The sequence below is a fragment of the Stenotrophomonas sp. HMSC10F07 genome (genome assembly GCF_001807895.1).
Taxonomy (GTDB): domain Bacteria; phylum Pseudomonadota; class Gammaproteobacteria; order Xanthomonadales; family Xanthomonadaceae; genus Stenotrophomonas; species Stenotrophomonas sepilia.
In genome coordinates, this window is record NZ_KV791442.1 from 19,429 (window position 1) to 38,776 (window position 19,348).

A 19,348-nucleotide genomic window follows, 5' to 3' on the forward strand; every position below is an offset into this window, starting at 1 on the left:
CCACTCGATTATCCATAGAGCAATGCAAGGCGAACAGCGCGCGCGGACAATATTTCTCTGGTTATGGACGCTGATCACAGCGGCCAAGCTGGTGGTGGCTGCGCGCCTGCCGCTGTTCGTCGATGAGGCGTTCTATTGGCAGGAAGGCCAGCACCTGGCCGCTGCCTATTCCGACCTGCCGGGGCTGACCGCCTGGCTTGCACGCCTGGGCGTGGAGATCGGTGGCCATCACGTACTCGCACTGCGCCTGCCGTTCCTGGCCATCGGTGCGCTGCTGCCGTTGCTGGTGGTGCGCATCGCTACGCGCTGGTTCGGCAACGTGGCCGGTTGGCAGGCGGGCAGCCTGACGCTGCTGATGCCGTTGTCGGCCACGCTGGGCCTGCTGGCCGTGCCGGACGTACCGATGGCGCTGGCGGCGGTGATCTGCCTGCACGCAGGGGCACGCCTGCTGCACAGCGTGGACGCGTCCTCGGCGATGAAGCTGGCGCTGGGCCTGCTGATCGGTGCGCTCAGCCACTACCGCTTCATTGGTGTCATCGGTGTCGGCTTCATTGCGTTGCTGGCGTTGCCGCAGGGCCGTCGCATGCTGGCCGACCCGCGCGTATGGGTGGCGCTGGCGGTGGGCGTGCTGGCCTGGCTGCCGTTGCTGGCGTGGAATGCCGACAACCACGACGCCGGCCTGAAGTTCCAGGTGGTCGAGCGCCACCCGTGGACGTTCGAGTGGGAGGGGCTGTGGTTCCTGGTGATCCAGCCGATGCTGGTGACGCCGATCCTGTGCATGGCGATGTGGAAGGTCGCCCTCGCGGGTACCCGCAGTGGCGGTGGGGCGCGGGTGCAGTGGCGCTATTTCGGCCTGGTGGGCGGGGTGTCGACGCTGGGCATCTTCCTGCTGGGCTTCTTCACCGATGTCGAGCGGATCAGTTTCCACTGGCCGCTGCCAGGCTACCTGGCGCTGCTGGTGGCCGTGCCGGTGGTCCTCAACGGTTGGCCGCGCTGGCTGCGCCGTACCGGCTGGTGGCTGGCCGCTGCAGGTACCGTGCTGGCGTTCGGCTACTACCTGATGGCGTCCACGCCGGCACTTCGCGAGCAGATGGCCGGCAGCAAGTACTACCCGCGCAACTTTGCCGGCTGGCAGCCACTGGCCGTGGCGGTGCGTGACGAACTGCGGCAGATGCCACCGGGTACGCGTGTCCTGGCGGGCAACTTCAAGGTCGGTGCCGAACTGGGCTTCCAGCTGGGCAATGGCGATATCGAGGTGTTGCCACATCCGCTCAACGACAAGCATGGGCGCACCGCACAGCTGGCGCAGTGGGACCTGCTGCACGAAGGCCCGCGCAGTGTGCCGATGCTGCTGGTGCTGTCACCCAGTGACCAGCGCTACCGCGACCTGCTGGCGCGCTATCACACCATCTGCGAGCAGGTGGGGCCGTTGCCGGCGCCACGCGTGGTCAGCAGCGATCATGGCTTCCAGCGGTTCCTGCTGTTCCGGCTGCCGGCCAAGCGTGCACAGGGGGCCTGCGTAACGCCCTCAATGGCTTGGCTGGATGCGCCGTCCAACGGTGAAAAGGTCTCCGGAACGCTCGCCATCAAGGGCTGGGCATTCAAGGATGGGGTCGGGCTGGCGCGGGTTGAAGTGCTGGTTGATGGCCGCTCGATCGGTGACGCGCGTTACGGGCGCGTGTTCGACATTCGCCCCGCCTGGCCGGACAGTACCGATCCGCAGCATCCGGCGGTGGGCTTCGACGCGTCGCTGGACACCACCACGCTGGCGCCGGGCCGGCACTGGCTCGGCCTGCGCCTGCACGGGCGCGATGGCAGCGTGGAGGCGTGGCAGGAGCAACCGTTCGAGGTTCGTTGAGGTTCTCTGGTCCTGTAGAGCCGAGCCGATGCCCGGCTGCTTCCGATTCAGATGGCAGGCAGCCTCGAAAAAAGCAGCCGAGCATGGGCTCGGCTCTACCGTTCACGGCACCGCGAATCCGGCCCTGCGCAGCAGGCCGCACAGCGCGATCAGTGGCAGGCCGACCAGCGCGGTCGGGTCGCGGTTGTCGATCGCCTCGAACAGGCTGATGCCCAGGCCCTCGCACTTGAAGCTGCCGGCACAGTCCAGTGGCTGCTCGGTGGCGACGTAGCGGGCGATCTCCTGCGAGTCCAGCGCGCGGAAGTGCACTTCGGTCAGATCCAGGGCGGCGAGGGATTCTCCATCCCGTCTGAGACTGATTGCCGTGTGAAAGCGTACCGTCTGCCCGGACATCGCCACCAGCTGCGCACAGGCCGCCTCGACCGTGCCAGGCTTGCCCAGCGGCTGGCCGTTCAGGTCGGCCACCTGGTCCGAGCCGATCACCCAGGCACCCGGATGGCGCGCGGCGACATCGGCCGCCTTGGCGGCGGCCAGGCGCGTGGCCAGGGCCATCGGGCCCTCGCCGTTCAACGGTGTTTCATCCACCTCCGGGCGTGCGCAGTCGAAGGGCAGGCCCAGCCGTTTCAGCAGTTCGCGACGGTAGCGGGAGGTGGAGGCCAGGACCAGTGACATGCGAGAATACCGAGGCAGGGCGCGGCAGTCTGGCCCGTCGGCAACGCCAGCAGCAAGTCCTGTATGGCGGGCATTTGACAGCGGGCGGTGCGATCCTTAGTATTCAGCGGCTTATGTCCGCGAACGTGCCCGAAACGCTGGATGCCTGGCGGATGGTTGTAGCGCGAAGGCGCTTCGACGGTCAGGTCTCCCTGGCTGAATTGACCCGCCTGCAGGGGTTGGTCGCAGATACCGACGGCGAGTGTGTCTACTCGCTTGAATTCGGTCGCGACGACGTCTTGCGGGTATCCTATGTGGAACTGACCATCGACACCGCGTTGCCGCTGACGTGTCAGCGCAGCATGCAGCGATTCCTGTTGCCGGTGAAGGTGACCCAGAGGCTTGGCCTGATCCGCGACGAGGACGAGGAATCGTCCCTGCCGGAGGAGTACGAGGCGTTGCTGGTGCCGGAAGACGGGCAGCTGCGTCCGCTGGACCTGGTCGAGGACGAGTTGGTGCTGGCGGTGCCTGTGGTGCCGCTGTCGCCCGACGGTGAGGCAGTCGATCAGGACTGGGCACCGAGCGAAGAAGAAACGAAGAAGGCCAACCCGTTTGCGGCGTTGGCGGCATTGAAGAAACAATAGCAGCCGGTTGTCGTCGGCGGCTGCGGCGAAAGCGAAAAGTGTGCTGGGCGCTGGCGTCCTGTGCGACGAAACGACGAAGCAAAACGAACCGAGTTTGGAGCAATCCCATGGCTGTCCAGAAATCCCGTGTTACCCCGTCCCGCCGCGGCCAGCGCCGTTCGCATGACGCCCTGAGCGCCAAGCAGCTGTCGACCGACCCGACCACCGGCGAAGTGCATCTGCGTCACCACATCACTGCCGATGGTTTCTACCGCGGCAAGAAGGTCATCCAGACCAAGACCTCGGCCGTCGAAGAAGATTGATGTGCCGGGAAGGCCGCTGCCTCCGGGCAGCGGCCTTTGCCTTCTTTCCCGGGCGTGCCGGTGATCGGCGGCCCGCGCAACAGGAAACATGATGAGCAAGCGGATCTATTCGAGGATCGCGGGCACCGGTAGCTATTTGCCGGAGAAAGTCCTGACCAATGCCGACCTGGAAAAAATGGTCGAAACCTCGGATGAGTGGATCCAGTCGCGCACCGGAATTCGTGAACGGCACATCGCGGCCGAAGGCGAAACCACCAGCGACCTTGGCTACAACGCCGCCCTGCGCGCGCTTGAAGCCGCAGGCATCGATGCCTCGCAGCTCGACATGATCGTGGTCGGCACGACCACCCCTGACCTTATTTTCCCGTCCACCGCGTGCCTGATCCAGGCCAAGCTCGGTGTGGCCGGGTGCCCCGCCTTCGACGTCAACGCAGCCTGTTCCGGCTTCGTGTTCGCGCTGGGCGTGGCCGACAAATTCATCCGCTCCGGCGACTGCAAGCACGTGCTGGTGATCGGCACCGAAACGTTGACCCGCATGGTCGACTGGAACGATCGCACCACCTGCGTGCTGTTCGGTGATGGCGCCGGCGCCGTCGTGCTCAAGGCCGACGAAGAAACCGGCATCCTCAGCACCCACCTGCATGCCGATGGCAGCAAGAAGGAACTGCTGTGGAACCCGGTTGGCGTCTCGAGCGGTTTCAAGGACGGCGCCAACGGTGGTGGCACCATCAACATGAAGGGCAACGACGTGTTCAAGTACGCCGTCAAGGCGCTGGACTCGGTCGTGGACGAGACCCTGGCCGCCAACGGCCTGGACAAGTCCGACCTGGATTGGCTGATTCCGCACCAGGCCAACCTGCGCATCATCGAAGCCACCGCCAAGCGCCTGGACATGTCGATGGACCAGGTCGTGGTGACCGTCGACAAGCACGGCAACACCTCGTCCGGTTCAGTGCCGCTGGCGCTCGATGCCGCCGTGCGGTCGGGCAGGGTCGAGCGCGGCCAGCTGCTGCTGCTGGAAGCCTTCGGCGGCGGCTTCACGTGGGGTTCGGCCCTGCTGCGCTATTGATAGTGCAAGTTACGACAATGTGAAGTCTTGTCGTTACGGCCCTCCGGGGCCGTAACGCGTTTAAGGAGGACCTGTCATGGTTGAGCCCATCGTCATCGAAGGGCAACGTGCCTGGCTGAAGCAGTACGGCAAGGGAAGCCGAGCACTGGCCCTGGGCCTGCTCAATTTTGTTGCGCGCCGTTTCCATCTCGATGCCCTGCGCCCGCCGCCGCACCGTGGTGGTGACGCCGCGCGCGAAACCGAGGCCCGCCGCCTTGCAGAGCTGCAGGCGCAAGGCGTGAACGTGCCGGACGTGCTGGGCACCGGCCATGCCGCGCTGGTGATCGGCGACAACGGCAGCTCGTTCAATACCTGCCTGCGTGAAGCGGATGAAGCCGGTCGTGATCGGCTGGTGATGGCGGCGATGCAGGCCATTGCCCAAGCGCATGCGCGCGGCGCCTATTTCGGCCAGCCGTTGCCGCGCAATCTCACCTGGGATGGGCAGCAGGTCGGCTTCATCGATTTCGAGGAAGATCCGCTGGAAGTGATGGACCTGTCCGAAGCGCAGGCCCGCGACTGGCTGATGTTCGGTTATGGCGTGGCCAAGTACTACGCTGATCGCCCCGAACATCTGCAGGCGATGATGGCCGAGGCGATGGGCGAGGTCCAGGCGCCGGTGCGCGAGCACGTGCATGCGGTCAGTGGCCGCCTGCGCAGCCTGGCCAGGGTCTGCATGAAGCTTGGCCGCTCAGCGCGCGCGCTGGCCCATTCGATCTTCATCACCCACGGTGCCAGCACTGCTGGCGTGCTGATGCTGGTGGGCCTGTGCGTGGATTTCCTCGCCGACGGCGATCTGGACGTGCTGCAGCTGTTCTGCTGATGGCTGATAGGGGTCAGATCCCTTTTCCTGCGGAAAAGGGATCTGACCCCTTGCGCTTGCCCGGCCGCCCTCCATACGCCTGCATACGCGCACGTACAGACGACACAGCGGATTCCCCCTTATCATGGCCCGCTTCGATTGCAGCAAGCGGATGACCGCGTGACCGTATCCACCCTCGCTTTTGTCTTCCCCGGCCAGGGCTCGCAGTCTGTGGGCATGGTGGCCGAGCTGGCCGAACTGCACCCGCAGGTGCGTGAAGCCTTCACCGAGGCATCCGATGGTGCCGGCGTCGACCTGTGGGCGCTGTCCCAGGGTGGCCCGGAGGAAATGCTCAACCGTACCGAATACACCCAGCCGGCCCTGTTGGCCGCAAGCATTGGTGTGTGGCGCGCCTGGAACGCCGTGGGCGGTCCGCGCCCGTCGGTGCTGTCCGGCCACAGTCTGGGCGAGTACACCGCCCTGGTTGCCGCCGGCGCGCTGAGCCTGCATGACGGCGCGCACCTGGTGCGCCTGCGTGGCCAGCTGATGCAGGAAGCGGCACCGGCCGGTGTCGGTGCCATGGCCGCCGTGCTCGGTGCCGAAGACCAGCTGGTGCTGGATGTCTGCGCCGAAGCCGCAGGCAGCCAGGTGGTGGTGCCGGCCAACTTCAATTCGCCGGGCCAGATCGTGATCGGTGGCGACGCCGACGCGGTCGACCGTGCGCTGGCGCTGCTGGCCGAGAAGGGCGTGCGCAAGGCGGTCAAGCTGGCCGTCAGCGTACCCTCGCACACCCCGTTGATGCGCGAAGCCGCCAACCGCCTGGCCGAAGTGATGGCCGGCCTGTCCTGGCAGGCGCCGCAGCTGCCGGTGGTGCAGAACGTCGATGCCCAGGTGCACGACGGCGTGGACGCCATCCGCACCGCGCTGGTCCAGCAGCTGTACCAGCCGGTGCAGTGGACCGGTTGCGTGCAGGCGCTGGCCGCCCGTGGCATCACCCAGATCGCCGAGTGCGGCCCAGGCAAGGTGCTGACCGGCCTGGTCAAGCGCATCGACAAGGCCATCGACGGCCGTCCTCTGGCCACGCCGGGCGACTTTGAAGCCGCCCGCGAGGCATGGTCGGCCTGACCTTCCCTGTTTCCTGCCGACCGTACCGGTGGCCGCTGCAAGCGGCACGGTGCGGCGGCCGCTCCCGTCTGAGGAAAACAACATGAGCAAGCCCCTGCAGGGTGAAATCGCACTGGTCACCGGTGCCAGCCGTGGCATTGGTGCCGCCATCGCCGATCTGCTGGCCGCCCAGGGCGCCACCGTCATCGGCACCGCCACCACCGAATCCGGCGCCGCCGCGATCGGTGAGCGCCTGGCCGCCCACGGCGGTCACGGCCGCGCGCTGAACGTCACCGACGCCGCTGCGCTGGACAGCGTGCTCGATGGCATCGCCAAGGAATTCGGCCCGATCTCGATCCTGGTCAACAACGCCGGCATCACCCGCGACAACCTGCTGATGCGCATGAAGGACGAGGACTGGGCGTCGATCATCGACACCAACCTGACCAGCGTGTTCCGCACCAGCAAGGCGGTGATGCGCGGCATGATGAAGGCGCGCAAGGGCCGCATCATCAACATCGCATCGGTGGTGGGCGTGACCGGCAACGCCGGCCAGGCCAACTACGCGGCCGCCAAGGCCGGCATCATCGGCTTCAGCAAGTCGCTGGCCAAGGAAATCGGCTCGCGCGGCGTCACCGTCAATGTTGTCGCACCCGGCTTCATCGACACCGACATGACCAAGGCGTTGCCGGAAGAAGCGCGTACCGCGCTGATCAACGACATCGCCCTCGAACGCCTGGGTTCGCCGGAGGACATCGCCCATGCGGTGGCGTTCCTGGCCAGCCCGGCTGCCGGTTACATCACCGGCGAAACCCTCCATGTGAACGGCGGCATGTACATGCCGTAAGCAAGGGGCGCAGGGATTGCGCCGCAAGTGGTTGATCTGCGGAGGTTTTTGCTGCAATGCAAGGCCGCGCCGGTTTCCACTACACTATCCCACGGCCATCGCCCTTGATGGCGACCACTTTTGAACCACAACTCCATCTGGAGCGAGATCCCATGAGCACCATCGAAGAACGCGTCAAGAAAATCGTCGTCGAACAGCTTGGCGTCAAGGAAGAAGAAGTCACCAACAGCGCATCGTTCGTCGATGACCTGGGCGCTGACTCGCTGGACACCGTCGAGCTGGTGATGGCCCTGGAAGAAGAATTCGAGTGCGAGATCCCGGACGAAGAAGCCGAGAAGATCAGCACCGTGCAGGCCGCCATCGACTACATCAAGGCGCACGTCAAGGCCTGATGTCAGACGGCAGTGCGCGCGCGGGTCTCCGCTCGCCGCGCACCGCACCCCATGGGGCCGCAGTTGCGGCCCCGTGTGTTTGAGCATCACACCGAAGCAAACCGAGTTGCCCGTTGAAACCATCCGGGCCAGGAGAATCAGCAATGAAGCGTCGCGTCGTCGTAACCGGCCTGGGTATCGTCTCGCCGTTGGGCAATGATCTGGCCAGCAGCTGGGAAGGCATCACCCATGGTCGTTCGGGCATCGGTCCGCTGACCAACGTTTCTGATGCCTATCTGGATCGGTTCACCACCAAGATTGCAGGTGAGGTCAAGGGCTTTGACATCACCGCCGACAATGAACTGTTCGGCAAATTCCGGGTCAGCGGCAAGGATGCCAAGAAGATGGATCCGTTCATCCATTACGGCCTCGGTGCCTCGTTCATGGCCCTGCACGACTCGGGCCTGGAGATCACCGACGCCAATGCCGAGCGCATCGGCGCCATTGTCGGCGCCGGCATCGGCGGCCTGCTCGGTATCGAAGAGCAGACCATCGAGTTCCACGAGGGCAAGAAGATCTCGCCCTTCTACGTGCCCAAGACCATCATCAACATGCTGCCGGGCCAGCTGAGCATCATCACCGGCCTGAAGGGCCCGTCGTTCTCGGCGGTGTCGGCGTGCGCGACCTCGAACCATTCGATTGGTACCGCGATGCGCATGATCCAGTACGGCGATGCCGACGTGATGGTGGTCGGTGGTGCCGAGCGCGGCTCGTCGCCGACCGCACTGGGCGGTTTCTGCGCGATGAAGGCCATGAGCACCCGCAACGACGCTCCGGAACAGGCCTCGCGCCCGTGGGACAAGGACCGTGACGGCTTCGTGCTGGGCGACGGCGCCGGCATCCTGATCCTGGAAGAGTACGAGCACGCCAAGGCGCGTGGCGCGAAGATCTACTGCGAACTGGCCGGCTTCGGCGCCAGCTCCGACGCGTACCACATGACCGCCCCGAGCGAGAACGGCGAAGGCGCCGCCCGCTGCATGGTCATGGCCATGAAGGACGCCGGCGTGACCCCGGAACAGGTCGGCTACCTCAACGCGCACGGCACCTCCACGCCGCTGGGCGACCTGGGCGAGACCATGGCGATGAAGACCGCCTTCGGCGACCACGCCTACAAGATGATGGTCAGCTCCACCAAGTCGATGACCGGCCACCTGCTGGGCGCGGCCGGCGGCGTGGAAGCGATCTTCTCGGTGATGGCGCTGCAGGACAACGTCATTCCGCCGACCATCAACCTGCAGCAGCCGGGCGAAGGCTGCGACCTGGACTACGTGCCCAACGAAGCGCGCCAGGCCAGGGTCGACGTGGTGATGTCCAATGGCTTCGGCTTCGGCGGCACCAACGGCACGCTGATCTTCAAGCGCGTCTGACCGAGTTGTAGAGGCGAGCCATGCTCGACTTCGCCGTTGTGTAGAGTCGAGCCATGCTCGACTGAACGTGCGTTACGCACGAGGAGGCCGCCGCAAGGCGGCTTCCGCGCATCTGAATCCCCGAACTGGCTGCCATGACCCACGCACCGCTGATCCAACCGCTGCCGCACCCGATCGATCTGCTGGCCCTGCAGCATCATGACCCGGCGCGCTTCCCGCTGCTGATGGAATCCACCGCCTCGGGCACCGCTCAGGGCCGCTGGAGCCTGCTGCTGGCCGCGCAGGGCGACTGCCTGCGGCTGGATGCCGATGGCCAGGTGCGCGACCAGCACGACGCGGTACACGCCGGCAGCTTCCTGCAGGTGCTGGACCGTGCCTGGCAGCACGAACGCCTGCCGCACGACGGCAGCCACAGCCTGCCGTTCCGTGGCGGCTGGGCGTTGATGCTCGATTACGAAGTGGCCAGCCAGATTGAACCGGTGCTGCCGGCGCGCGCGCGCGAGGACGGCCGCCCGACCGCGCTGGCGCTGCGCTGCCCGGCTGCGGTGCTGCACGACCACCAGAACGACGCCAGCTTCGTCATCGCCGAAGCAGGTGAGCAGGCCCTGCTGGAGGCGCTGGTGACCATGGCGTCGCAGGCACTGCCGGAGGCCGGGCAGGGCTGGCAGCCGCCGCAGTCGGTGGGCGAGGATGCGCCACAGCGCTTCACCGACGGCGTGCGCCGGGTGATCGACTACCTGCGTGCCGGCGATGTGTTCCAGGTGAACCTGTCGCGGCGCTGGAGCGCGCAGTTCGCTGCGCCGGTCCACCCGCAGGCGCTGTACGCGCAGCTGCGTCGTGCCAACCCGGCACCGTTCGCCGGCCTGTTCAGCGCGCACGGCCGCCATGTGGTCAGTTCCTCGCCGGAGCGGCTGGTGTCGGTGCATGCCGGCCACGCGCAGACCCGTCCGATTGCCGGCACGCGTCCGCGCTTCGAGGGCGACGATGATGCTGCGCGCATCCAGGAGCTGGTCGGCCACCCCAAGGAGCGTGCTGAGCACGTGATGCTGATCGATCTGGAACGCAACGACCTGGGCCGCATCTGCCTGCCCGGCACCGTGGTGGTCGATGAGCTGATGACGGTGGAGAGCTACGCCCATGTGCACCACATCGTCAGCAATGTCAGCGGCCACCTGCGCCCGGAGGTCACGCCCGGCGAGGTGATCGCCGCCACGTTCCCGGGTGGCACCATCACCGGCTGCCCCAAGGTGCGATGCATGCAGATCATCAGTGAACTGGAGCAGGTGCCGCGCGGTGCCTACACCGGCGCGTTCGGCTGGCTGAACCGCGATGGCGACCTGGACCTGAACATCCTGATCCGTACCGCCGAAGTGGATGGCCACGAGGTGAGCTTCCGCACCGGCGCCGGCATCGTGGTCGATTCGGACCCGGACAAGGAACTGGACGAGACCCGCGCCAAGGCCCGCGGCCTGCTGCGCGCGCTGGGCCAGCAAGGGTAGTGCCGGCCGCTGGCCGGCAACGCCATTCCCCCACGGTGGGTGCCGACCGTTGGTCAGCACCGAGGCCTCCTTGGCCATTCATCCACGCATGGCGTGGATCTACTGATCGCCGCGCCAGGCATGGATTGTGGTAGGTGCCGGCCGCTGGTCGGCACGGGGGCGTGGCCCCGGTCATGACCCCAATCCACCGGCACGGTATCCTGCACGACGGAATCGAGTTCAGAGGTAGTCCATGGCGGGAGCCAAGCGCGGGTGTCTGTTCGTGGTAACGCTGGTGGTGGTGCTGGGCGCCGTCGTGGCCGGCGCGGGCGCGTGGTTCTTCTACCAGCAGACCCGGTTCGCCGATGCCCCGATCACCCCGTCCGCCGAGAGCGTGGTCATCGCCAGCGGCGATGGCATGAACAGCGTGCTGCGCAAGCTGCGCGATGCCGGCGTGGACGAGGGCCAGGACACCCAGTGGCAGTTGCTGGCGCGCCAGCTCGATGCGGCCGGCAAACTGAAGGTGGGCGAGTACGCGCTCAGTGGCGAGCTGACCCCGCGCGAGCTGCTGCTGCGCATGCGCGCCGGCAAGGTGCTGCAGCACCGGGTCACGATTGTCGAGGGCTGGAACATCCGCCAGCTGCGTGCCGCGCTCAAGCGCGCCGAGCCGCTGCTGCACACCACCGATACCCTGGATGACGCCGCGTTGATGCAGCGCCTCGGCTTCGGTGGCCAGCATCCGGAAGGCCGCTTCCTGCCGGAGACCTACGTCTACCAGCGCGGCGACAGTGATCTGGACGTGCTCAAGCGCGCCCATGCCGCAATGGAAAAGGCGCTGGACGAAGCCTGGGAAAGCCGCGCGCCGGACCTGCCGATCAACACGCCTTACGAACTGCTGACGCTGGCCTCGATCATCGAAAAGGAAACCGCGCTGGCCAGCGAACGACCGCAGATCGCCGGCGTGTTCATGCGCCGCCTGAAGATCGGCATGCGCCTGCAGACCGACCCGACCGTGATCTACGGCCTCGGTGCCGCGTATGACGGCAACATCCGCCGTCGCGACCTGACTACCGATACGCCCTACAACACCTACACCCGTGCCGGCCTGACTCCGACCCCGATCGCGATGCCCAGCCGCGATGCGCTGATGGCGGCCGCGCAACCCGCGGCGGGCGACGCGCTGTACTTCGTCGCCGTGGGCGATGGCAGCGGCGCGCACGTGTTCTCGCCCAGCCTGGACCAGCACAACGCGGCCGTAGCCCGCTACCTGCAGCAGCTGCGCCAGCAACGTACCCAGGAGACCCCGGCGCAATGAGTCCCGCGCTGCTTCGCCACCCGCGTTTCGTCAGCCTGGAAGGCGGCGAAGGCGCGGGCAAGACCACCTCCATCAATGCCATCCGTGACTGCCTGCGCAGCCACGGCCACGAGGTGGTGCTGACCCGCGAGCCGGGCGGTACGCCACTGGCCGAGCGCATCCGCGGCCTGGTGCTGAAGCCTGATGCCGAGATCGCTGCCGAGCCGCTCAGCGCCGAAGCCGAGCTGCTGCTGGTGTTCGCCGCACGCGCCCAGCATGTGCGCCAGGTGATCCGGCCGGCGCTGCAGCGCGGTGCCTACGTGCTGAGCGATCGCTTCACCGATTCCAGCTACGCCTACCAGGGCGGTGGCCGCGGCTTGGATCCGCAGTGGATTGCCGACCTGGAGCGCCGCGCGGTCGGCCTGCTGCCAGGGCTGACCCTGCTGCTGGACGTGGACGTGGCCGTCGGCCGCGCGCGCGCCAACGGCCGTGACCTGTGGCCGGACCGCATCGAGAGCGAGCAGGACGATTTCTTCCAGCGCGTGCGCGAAGTGTTCCGCAGCCGCGCACAGCAGGACCCGCAGCGCTTCGCGCTGATCGACGCCGGCCAGGTGCAGGAACGCGTGGCCGCCGACGTGGTCGCGCGTGTCGAGCGCTGGCTGCAGGGCGGGGAGGGCGCATGAGCACGTTTTCGCCCTGGCAGCAGCGCGCGTTCGAACAGACGGTGGCCGCGCTCGACGCCGGTCGCCTCGGTCATGGCCTGCTGATCTGCGGTCCTGCCGGGCTGGGCAAGCATGAGGTGGCGCTGGCGCTGGCCGACCACGTGCTGGCGCAGGGCGATGCAGCCCACGCCACGCGCACGCGCCAGCTGATCGCGGCGGGCACGCACCCGGACCTGCAGCTGGTCAGCTTCATTCCGAACAAGAGCGGCGACAAGCTGCGTACCGAGATCGTCATCGAGCAGATGCGCGAGATCACCGACAAGCTGGCGCTGACCCCGCAGTACGGCGTGGCGCAGGTGGTGATCGTCGACCCGGCCGATGCGATCAACCGCTCGGCCGCCAACGCGCTGCTGAAAACCCTGGAAGAGCCGCAGCCCGGCCGCTACCTGTGGTTGATCAGCAGCGACCCGGCACGCTTGCCTCAGACCATCCGCAGCCGCTGCCAGCGCCTGGAATTCAAGTTGCCGCCGCAGCACGAAGCACTGGCCTGGCTGCAGCAGCAGGGCCACAGCGAAGCATCGGCGCGCGAAGCGCTGGACGCGGCGCGCGGCCACCCCGGCCAGGCCGACAACTGGCTGCGCGAAGACGGCCTGAGCCTGCGCCGCGAAGTGGGCCGCGAGCTGGAACAGCTGGCTGCCGGCAAGACCGGCGCGGTGGAGCTGGCGCAGAAGTGGTGCGGTGACGACAACGCGGCGCTGCGCCTGCGCTTTGCCGCCGACCTGGCGCTGGCCCAGGCCAGCACCGATGCCTTGACCACGCCGGAGCGATTGCACAAGCTTGCAGCCTGGTTCGATGCGGCCAACCGCACCCGCGACCTGCTGCGCACCACGGTGCGTGCAGACCTTGCGGTGGTCGAGTTGCTGCTGGCCTGGAACAAGGTGAACGAGCGGCCTGCCGCAAGGGGAAATCGATGAGTGCCAGCAACGCCCGCCAGGGCATCCTGTCCCTGGCCGTGAAGGACAAAGCCGCGCTGTACAGCGCGTACATGCCGTTCGTGAAGAATGGCGGCATCTTCGTGCCCACGCCCAAGCGCTACTTCCTGGGCGACGAGGTGTTCCTGCTGCTGACCCTGCCCGATTCCAGCGAGCGCCTGCCGGTGGCCGGCAAGGTGATCTGGGTGACCCCGGCCGGCGCGCAGGGCAACCGCACCGCCGGCATCGGCGTGCAGCTGGCCGATGGTGCCGAAGGCGAGGGCGTGCGCCACAAGATCGAAACCCTGCTGGCGGGCCTGACCGGTTCGGACAAGCCGACCCATACGATGTGATTCCGGTAGCGCCGGGTCATGCTTGGCTCCATGCCCCGAAACGCCGTGAACCCGCTGTTCTGTAGAGCCGAGCCATGCTCGGCTGCACACCCCGAAAACACCCGTGAACACGAATGTGAAAAAGTGTTGACGGCCTCTGAAAAGCCCCTATAATGAGCGGCTCAGCAACACACCGGGCGGTTAGCTCAGCGGTAGAGCATTGCCTTCACACGGCAAGGGTCACAGGTTCGATCCCTGTACCGCCCACCATTTAAAGTACCTTGATATACAAGGGCTTGTGATCAAAAAAGCCATCTCGAAAGAGGTGGCTTTTTTTGTTCTGTAACAGCCTCATAACAGCAAAAGGGGTACGGCGTGCCAGCCATCGCCTGCGGGCCATGCATGGGGCCGCAATGGAACGGGAAGTGCAGCTAAGCCGGCCTTCTCTAGTCTCCGCAATCGCTCGCCGTGATCATTCCGGCTTTTGTGCATTCGCCCGACGGAACGCCTCGACGGCTTCCGCCACCGCTTCCTCAGGATTTCTGGGGAGGATGTTCACAGGGATGACCACCTCGCAGTCCACGGGCTCACGTCCTTCAATGCGAAGTTCCACCACAGCATTTCCGATCACCCGGTGGAATACCGTGTAGAACTCGCGAACGTCTTCCTCGATTGGCCTGTGCTCGTCGTTCTGCAGCAATCCGCTATTGTCCAGCTGCGTGTGGATTTGCCCTTTTCGGAAGTCAATCACGAACGCAAACACCATCGTCATGCGGTCGTTGAACAAGAGCACTCTGGCGGCCCCTTCATGCACCGCGTCCACCCTCATGATGAGCCGGCTAAGACCTGGCATGGGGCTATCCGGCCATAAGTTGAGCGCCACAACCAACCCATCCAAACCAAACTCCCCTTCGGGGGTTCCGCCTGCCTTGAATACAGCGAGCGCCCTTTCGTCAATCAGCGGTTCCCAGGGCTCAATGCGATTGCGGGTTCGATAAAGCTCCCGCGCCGTCGGCACCTTCAAATCGCTGGCGATGTAGTGCCTGGCCAGTTCTCGCATCAGGACCAGGTCGGCCGCAATCCGCCGGCGATCGGCCGGAATGTCCGGATCGACGATGCCGCCACCGAAGGATGCATGTGCCACGGCGTTCCGACCGCTGTCATACAGGTGTCGCCCCACATCCATGCCATCCGCACGCAGTTGGGCCACTCGGGCTCCAGCCTCACCCGTCATGAGATCCACGTGGCGAGCAAACCAATCGGCGCGGTCGGCGCCCTGTTGGTATTGCGATTCAATCACCTTGAAGTAGCTCAGGAATGCGTAACTGTCGTGGACCCGTGTCAGGCGTTGCCCTTCCCGCCAGAACGCCAAAGCAATGCGCACGTTCTCCGACTCGATGATCGGCATATGATTGCAATCAAAACTTCGATCTCCGAACTGGCCCACTTCGGAATAGGCCTGCCGCATCTGCGCGCCAAACCCCATGGGGTGGCTGCCCTGGATGGTTTCGACCACATCCACGTATCCGTTCAAGAACCACCCTAGAACTGAGGTCAGGCGATAGACCTTGGCCAGTCCCTCTTCAATCTGCTGTGAAGTCCCTGGCACAGTGACGGCTGGCGCGGTGGGTTGCTGTCCGTTCTCGGTGCCGCGCAGGATGAAATCGTCTTCGGCGTACCGGATCCACACGTCCTTCTTCGGCCACGGTATGGAACTCGCCACCGCAGCGGACAGCCATCCAATTCGGCTACGAAGCTTGCGCTTCACCTCCTCGCCAAACACATGGGGCACATACGGGGTCCGCACCGTTCCTCTCCTATGCGGCGACCTTGCTGGCGTCCGGCCACACCTTGAGCAACAACCCAAACAAGTGCTCAGTGCGCTTACGAATGGCATCCTCGTGCCAGTCGTCCGCTTCGGGGCCGTGGAAATACTGCGTCAGGTTGATCTTCGAATACTTCAACAGCTCGGGCCGCTTGGCCGACCATGCCGCGTTCTGCAGCGACGAATTGAACGCCCCCGTGATGAGCGTGAGGTTGCCCAAGGTGTTGAGCATCACCTCGCGCCGGGCGATGGCCTTTTGCTCGACCACCGGGTCCGCCTTCGCCTCGGCCGGCAATGGCCAGTGCGTTTGCCACGTCTGCGGCAACACGTGTTCGATGGTCAGGTTCGTGGGGATGGCCAACACGGGGCTCTTGGTGGACTGTGCCGCGGCATCAAGCGCTTCCAGGACCGCGCGGACCTTGTACTGGGCGATGCGGCCGTAGAGCGGCCAGTCGAACACTGCGGTCAAAAGCTCCGAGTCGATGGGGAACTTGGTGCTCTCTCCAGCGCCTTTGCCCAAGTACTCGGCCACGGCCTTGGCCGTCAAGCTGCCTCCCTTCTCCACCGCCTTGATGAGATCCACGAACAGGCGGTTGTAGTTCTTGCTCGTGTAATTGGTGATGAGCCGGCGCATGAGGAAGGATTCAAGCACCGCCAGCACCTTGTCGAACTCGGTCTGGTCGTCGGGCATGAGCTCCGCATAGGCGTGCAGCAAGAAAGGGTAAACGGTGGTGGTGTCCACCGCTTCCAGGTTGCGCAGGAACCGGGCCAAGGCCAAGTGGCCGTCGGGACGGTGGAAGGCTTCGAACACATCGGCGTAGCGGGAGAGCTGGCGAATGTGACCATCCGCGTCCGACGGCACCGGGATGAGCGACCCCGGTGCCGACTCGGCGGACTCCACAAAGGCCTTGAAGGCGTTGAACAGGTGTGAGGTCTTCACCTCATCCCGGGTCATCAGGGCTAGGTAGTGGTTGATGAAGAGATCGATGCGGTGGCGAGTGATGCGGCCTTGCTTAACCTCTTCCCGCCAGAACCCACGTTCGAAGCGCGCCCAATGCTGATCGTTGAGCGCTTCCACGTCCGCCTTTTGGTTCAGCGCCTTGCGGAACAGGTAGTTCTTGATGAGGTCGGCCGGCAACAGCTCGGTGCCGCGGGCATTCAAGGTTTCGAAGATGACCTGGGCCTCGTCTTCCTTGTCGAGGTTGATCACCACCAGCTGCAGGCTGCGGTTCACCACCTGCCACAGCGTTTCCAGGCGATCGGCGACCGTCTTGCTGGCCAGCTCGGGCGTGTCGTCGACGTCGTCCAGCTTCCCGTTCAACCAGTCGGACAACCGGGCGTGAAAATAGCGGTAGGCGCCGACGAGGTTGCTGCGGGCGAGCTCGGGCTTGCCCTTCATTGCCTTGTCCAAGTCTTGGAGGTTCAAACTCGCGTGGATGGTCTTGAACGCCGCCCGGTCGCTGTTGGTCGGCCACAGCTTGAACTTCTCGCTGGGGTCTTCCACCAGGTCGTCGTCGTTCTCCACCAAGCCTGTGAAGCGCCCCACGTAACGCTCGGCACCGTGCTCAGCCGCCAAGTTGCGCCCCGCCATCAAGAACAGTTGCAGCGTGGTGAAACGCTGCTGTCCGTCGATGACCTGGCGCGCTTCCACGGACCCGGCCGGGTTGGGCAGTTGCTCCAACACGATGGCGCCCAGAAAGTGGGCGCGGGCAGCCCCGCTGCGCAGATGCCTATCGAGCAGCGCCAGAATGTCTTCCCACAACGGCTTCCAGTTCTCGTCCTGCGCCCACACGTAGGGCCGCTGGAAAAGCGGCACCTGGAAGTTCACGCTGGGATCGAAGATGGCCTTGAGCTGACGGGTGTTCGCGTCCAAGTGGTCCCCTGTTGGTTGTGGCTGTCCCCAGCGGCCAGCTTACCGCGAACTGGGGTGCCCCGGTCCCGTCTCAAGGACTGAATCAGAGTGTGAGGCGCGCGCCGGCCCAAAGGCCGGCATGACCAGCCAGCTAGGCCACCGAGGTGCAGCCCTCGGCTATGATGCGGCTATGCCCGTCTCCGATGCCAGCGCCTTTGCTCTGCTCCGTGCTTTCGGGATGCTGGAGTTCACCCTGAAACGCACGCCGGGTTTTCTGGCGGCTGATGGCAATCCACTAGGAAACCAGCGGGCAAAAGCGAAGGCGGATTGGCCGGACGTTGATCGCGCGGTGGCCGCGCTGGAGCCGGCGGACTTCCTCGACCAGCTGTCCGGGTCAACGCGGGCCAAGCTGCTGGGTGGAGCGCGCAACTGTCCGCAGGTGCAGTTCGTGCAAGTGGCTGCCGACGGCACCTGGAGCGCGAACTACGAGGACAGCCCCTTGCCACGCAACGACGTCGAAGCGCTGGTGGTCGCCATGCGGCGTGTGCGCAACAACCTTTTCCACGGCGGCAAGGAAGACCCCTTGCAGGAGCCCCACCAGGGCGACGACGAGGAATGGACGATGGCCGCCCGGGAAGTCGTCGGACTACTGCTGGATCTGCTAGACCGTCGGGTGCTCAGGCCATATCCGCGAGACTGACGTCGCCTCTCGAAGACGATTTTGCCGTCCAGTCTGACCACCTACTAAATGAAGTCATGAAAATGGACCGCGCCACCGCCTTGAAAGCCAAATTGCCCGACTTGACCCGGACCCGTTGGCCCATCCGCTGCGGCCGCGTGTTTTCGACCGACGAACTGGCGCGGCTGCGAGAAGGGCTGTGGGCGCGCGACATGGACGATCGCTGGACCGTTTGGCTCGACGGCCACGCAATGCGCTGCTGGCGCTCGTGGACCGGCGCGTGCATCTATGAAACCCACGTCGCGCTGGCCGGTGTGACGGTCAGCGGTGGCTGACCGTGGCCCGAGTCCCGGCCAACATGCTGTTGCTGCACCAGGGCGAAGAGGAGTTGTGCCAGCACGCCGTACGCCTGGTCGAAACCAACCCAGACTTGGCCGACCACCTGGGCATCACCGAGCGCGCCATGGACGTGATGGACATGCTGCGCCAGCACTACCAGGCCGACGACGACGAACGCGCCATCAGCCACCTTGGTATCCGCACGTTCAATAGCTTTGCCACCGCTTGGAAGCTCATGGCATCGGGCTATTACCAGGCGGCCACGCTCATCCTGCGCGACATCGTGGAGACCACCAACTTGGTCAATGCCTTCCATGTGGACCGCGCGCTCATCGAGAAGTGGCGCAAGGCGGACCGACGTACGCTCAAGCGAGATTTCGGTCCCGCGGCCGTGCGCAAGATCCTCGACGACGCCACGGGTTTGGGCAAGAGCCGGCGCGAGGCTATCTACATCAAGTTCTCCACGCTGGCTGGGCACCCCACACTAGACGGGTTCGCCATGCTGCGCCCCAAGGGCATGGACGCGCACATCGGCCCGTTCTCAGACCTCACGGCGCTGCGCGCCGTGCTGGAGGAAATGGGCATGCTTGCACCGCAAGCCGGCTTTGCATTTTGCATCTGCTTGGACACGTCCATTGACGCGTGCAGCCAGGTCGCGCACTACTTCTTGACCGGCGCGATGGACTACTCGGGCAAATACCTGGGCAAGCTCTACTCGGATGAGGAGCGCGCGGAAGTCGATCGGTTGTTTGCACGCTCGCCTTGAGGGTCGCTGATGAAATGGGACTTGAAAGAGCTTAGGGGA

The 19,348-nt window shown here is 65.4% G+C and carries 20 protein-coding genes and 1 tRNA gene; 18 read left to right on the forward strand and 3 right to left on the reverse strand.

Annotated features, from left to right (window positions below; genetic code table 11):
- Positions 1 to 22: 22 nt before the first annotated feature.
- Positions 23 to 1,858, forward strand: a complete 1,836-nt coding sequence (locus HMPREF3114_RS17050) for a glycosyltransferase family 39 protein (RefSeq protein WP_053499579.1) — start codon at positions 23 to 25, stop codon at positions 1,856 to 1,858.
- Positions 1,859 to 1,960: 102 nt separating this feature from the next.
- Here HMPREF3114_RS17050 and HMPREF3114_RS17055 read toward each other — a convergent pair whose 3' ends face one another.
- The gene (locus tag HMPREF3114_RS17055; protein WP_070490123.1) at positions 1,961 to 2,530 is read right to left on the reverse strand and encodes a Maf family protein; all 570 of its coding nucleotides are present in this window, start codon (positions 2,528 to 2,530) and stop codon (positions 1,961 to 1,963) included.
- Between the two features lie 113 nt (positions 2,531 to 2,643).
- Here HMPREF3114_RS17055 and HMPREF3114_RS17060 point away from each other — a divergent pair, with 113 nt between their 5' ends.
- From HMPREF3114_RS17060 to HMPREF3114_RS17125, 14 genes are all read left to right on the forward strand, one after another.
- Positions 2,644 to 3,153, forward strand: coding sequence for a YceD family protein (locus tag HMPREF3114_RS17060; RefSeq protein WP_005415504.1), 510 nt, complete (start codon positions 2,644 to 2,646; stop codon positions 3,151 to 3,153).
- 107 nt (positions 3,154 to 3,260) lie between these two features.
- The gene (gene rpmF, locus HMPREF3114_RS17065; protein WP_005408308.1) at positions 3,261 to 3,455 is read left to right on the forward strand and encodes a 50S ribosomal protein L32; all 195 of its coding nucleotides are present in this window, start codon (positions 3,261 to 3,263) and stop codon (positions 3,453 to 3,455) included.
- A gap of 91 nt (positions 3,456 to 3,546) precedes the next feature.
- On the forward strand, positions 3,547 to 4,524 hold the full coding sequence (locus HMPREF3114_RS17070; protein WP_014036188.1) for a beta-ketoacyl-ACP synthase III: 978 nt from the start codon (positions 3,547 to 3,549) through the stop codon (positions 4,522 to 4,524).
- Between the two features lie 76 nt (positions 4,525 to 4,600).
- Positions 4,601 to 5,383: a BUD32 family EKC/KEOPS complex subunit gene (locus HMPREF3114_RS17075; RefSeq protein ID WP_053499577.1), complete on the forward strand. Its 783-nt coding sequence runs from the start codon at positions 4,601 to 4,603 to the stop codon at positions 5,381 to 5,383.
- 159 nt (positions 5,384 to 5,542) lie between these two features.
- Entirely contained in the window at positions 5,543 to 6,487 is a 945-nt protein-coding gene (gene fabD, locus HMPREF3114_RS17080; RefSeq protein WP_005415507.1) for an ACP S-malonyltransferase, read from the forward strand.
- Positions 6,488 to 6,569: 82 nt separating this feature from the next.
- Complete coding sequence (gene fabG / locus HMPREF3114_RS17085; RefSeq protein ID WP_005408312.1) at positions 6,570 to 7,313, forward strand: 3-oxoacyl-ACP reductase FabG; 744 nt, start codon at positions 6,570 to 6,572, stop codon at positions 7,311 to 7,313.
- A gap of 152 nt (positions 7,314 to 7,465) precedes the next feature.
- Positions 7,466 to 7,705, forward strand: a complete 240-nt coding sequence (gene acpP / locus HMPREF3114_RS17090; protein WP_005415509.1) for an acyl carrier protein — start codon at positions 7,466 to 7,468, stop codon at positions 7,703 to 7,705.
- Between the two features lie 143 nt (positions 7,706 to 7,848).
- Entirely contained in the window at positions 7,849 to 9,111 is a 1,263-nt protein-coding gene (fabF, locus tag HMPREF3114_RS17095) for a beta-ketoacyl-ACP synthase II (protein WP_070490124.1), read from the forward strand.
- 134 nt (positions 9,112 to 9,245) lie between these two features.
- A complete protein-coding gene (locus tag HMPREF3114_RS17100; RefSeq protein ID WP_070490126.1) occupies positions 9,246 to 10,610 on the forward strand; it encodes an aminodeoxychorismate synthase component I in 1,365 nt (454 codons plus the stop codon).
- Positions 10,611 to 10,842: 232 nt separating this feature from the next.
- Entirely contained in the window at positions 10,843 to 11,904 is a 1,062-nt protein-coding gene (mltG, locus tag HMPREF3114_RS17105; protein WP_070490127.1) for an endolytic transglycosylase MltG, read from the forward strand.
- Entirely contained in the window at positions 11,901 to 12,566 is a 666-nt protein-coding gene (tmk, locus tag HMPREF3114_RS17110) for a dTMP kinase (RefSeq protein WP_070490129.1), read from the forward strand. The genes mltG and tmk overlap by 4 nt, the downstream gene beginning before the upstream one ends.
- Complete coding sequence (locus HMPREF3114_RS17115; RefSeq protein WP_070490130.1) at positions 12,563 to 13,519, forward strand: DNA polymerase III subunit delta'; 957 nt, start codon at positions 12,563 to 12,565, stop codon at positions 13,517 to 13,519. The genes tmk and HMPREF3114_RS17115 overlap by 4 nt, the downstream gene beginning before the upstream one ends.
- Complete coding sequence (locus HMPREF3114_RS17120; protein ID WP_005412452.1) at positions 13,516 to 13,869, forward strand: PilZ domain-containing protein; 354 nt, start codon at positions 13,516 to 13,518, stop codon at positions 13,867 to 13,869. Before HMPREF3114_RS17115 ends, HMPREF3114_RS17120 begins: the two co-directional genes overlap by 4 nt.
- Before the next feature lie 174 nt (positions 13,870 to 14,043).
- Positions 14,044 to 14,118, forward strand: a tRNA-Val gene (locus HMPREF3114_RS17125).
- A gap of 202 nt (positions 14,119 to 14,320) precedes the next feature.
- Here the strand turns inward: HMPREF3114_RS17125 and mauJ are convergent.
- Entirely contained in the window at positions 14,321 to 15,655 is a 1,335-nt protein-coding gene (gene mauJ / locus HMPREF3114_RS17130) for a methylamine utilization protein MauJ (protein ID WP_176746389.1), read from the reverse strand.
- Positions 15,656 to 15,665: 10 nt separating this feature from the next.
- Entirely contained in the window at positions 15,666 to 17,546 is a 1,881-nt protein-coding gene (locus HMPREF3114_RS17135) for a DUF262 domain-containing protein (RefSeq protein WP_070490133.1), read from the reverse strand.
- Between the two features lie 169 nt (positions 17,547 to 17,715).
- On the opposite strand from HMPREF3114_RS17135, the gene HMPREF3114_RS17140 reads away from it, so the two are divergent.
- The 3 genes from HMPREF3114_RS17140 to HMPREF3114_RS17150 all read left to right on the forward strand — a co-directional run bounded on the left by HMPREF3114_RS17140 (position 17,716) and on the right by HMPREF3114_RS17150 (position 19,309).
- Positions 17,716 to 18,225 (forward strand): hypothetical protein, encoded by a 510-nt coding sequence (locus HMPREF3114_RS17140; RefSeq protein WP_070490166.1) that lies wholly within the window; start codon positions 17,716 to 17,718, stop codon positions 18,223 to 18,225.
- A 62-nt stretch (positions 18,226 to 18,287) separates the two neighbouring features.
- Positions 18,288 to 18,539, forward strand: a complete 252-nt coding sequence (locus tag HMPREF3114_RS17145; protein ID WP_070490134.1) for a hypothetical protein — start codon at positions 18,288 to 18,290, stop codon at positions 18,537 to 18,539.
- 23 nt (positions 18,540 to 18,562) lie between these two features.
- Positions 18,563 to 19,309, forward strand: a complete 747-nt coding sequence (locus HMPREF3114_RS17150) for a hypothetical protein (RefSeq protein ID WP_141750841.1) — start codon at positions 18,563 to 18,565, stop codon at positions 19,307 to 19,309.
- Positions 19,310 to 19,348 lie beyond the last annotated feature (39 nt).

Excerpts from the sequence above, each read along its gene's own strand:
- HMPREF3114_RS17050 (WP_053499579.1), top strand. The coding sequence starts at position 23 with ATGCAAGGCGAACAGCGCGCGCGGACAATATTTCTCTGGTTATGGACG.
- HMPREF3114_RS17055 (WP_070490123.1), bottom strand. The coding sequence starts at position 2,530 with ATGTCACTGGTCCTGGCCTCCACCTCCCGCTACCGTCGCGAACTGCTG.
- HMPREF3114_RS17060 (WP_005415504.1), top strand. The coding sequence starts at position 2,644 with ATGTCCGCGAACGTGCCCGAAACGCTGGATGCCTGGCGGATGGTTGTA.
- rpmF (WP_005408308.1), top strand. The coding sequence starts at position 3,261 with ATGGCTGTCCAGAAATCCCGTGTTACCCCGTCCCGCCGCGGCCAGCGC.
- HMPREF3114_RS17070 (WP_014036188.1), top strand. The coding sequence starts at position 3,547 with ATGAGCAAGCGGATCTATTCGAGGATCGCGGGCACCGGTAGCTATTTG.
- HMPREF3114_RS17075 (WP_053499577.1), top strand. The coding sequence starts at position 4,601 with ATGGTTGAGCCCATCGTCATCGAAGGGCAACGTGCCTGGCTGAAGCAG.
- fabG (WP_005408312.1), top strand. The coding sequence starts at position 6,570 with ATGAGCAAGCCCCTGCAGGGTGAAATCGCACTGGTCACCGGTGCCAGC.
- acpP (WP_005415509.1), top strand. The coding sequence starts at position 7,466 with ATGAGCACCATCGAAGAACGCGTCAAGAAAATCGTCGTCGAACAGCTT.
- fabF (WP_070490124.1), top strand. The coding sequence starts at position 7,849 with ATGAAGCGTCGCGTCGTCGTAACCGGCCTGGGTATCGTCTCGCCGTTG.
- HMPREF3114_RS17100 (WP_070490126.1), top strand. The coding sequence starts at position 9,246 with ATGACCCACGCACCGCTGATCCAACCGCTGCCGCACCCGATCGATCTG.
- mltG (WP_070490127.1), top strand. The coding sequence starts at position 10,843 with ATGGCGGGAGCCAAGCGCGGGTGTCTGTTCGTGGTAACGCTGGTGGTG.
- tmk (WP_070490129.1), top strand. The coding sequence starts at position 11,901 with ATGAGTCCCGCGCTGCTTCGCCACCCGCGTTTCGTCAGCCTGGAAGGC.
- HMPREF3114_RS17115 (WP_070490130.1), top strand. The coding sequence starts at position 12,563 with ATGAGCACGTTTTCGCCCTGGCAGCAGCGCGCGTTCGAACAGACGGTG.
- HMPREF3114_RS17120 (WP_005412452.1), top strand. The coding sequence starts at position 13,516 with ATGAGTGCCAGCAACGCCCGCCAGGGCATCCTGTCCCTGGCCGTGAAG.
- HMPREF3114_RS17140 (WP_070490166.1), top strand. The coding sequence starts at position 17,716 with ATGCCCGTCTCCGATGCCAGCGCCTTTGCTCTGCTCCGTGCTTTCGGG.
- HMPREF3114_RS17145 (WP_070490134.1), top strand. The coding sequence starts at position 18,288 with ATGGACCGCGCCACCGCCTTGAAAGCCAAATTGCCCGACTTGACCCGG.
- HMPREF3114_RS17150 (WP_141750841.1), top strand. The coding sequence starts at position 18,563 with ATGCTGTTGCTGCACCAGGGCGAAGAGGAGTTGTGCCAGCACGCCGTA.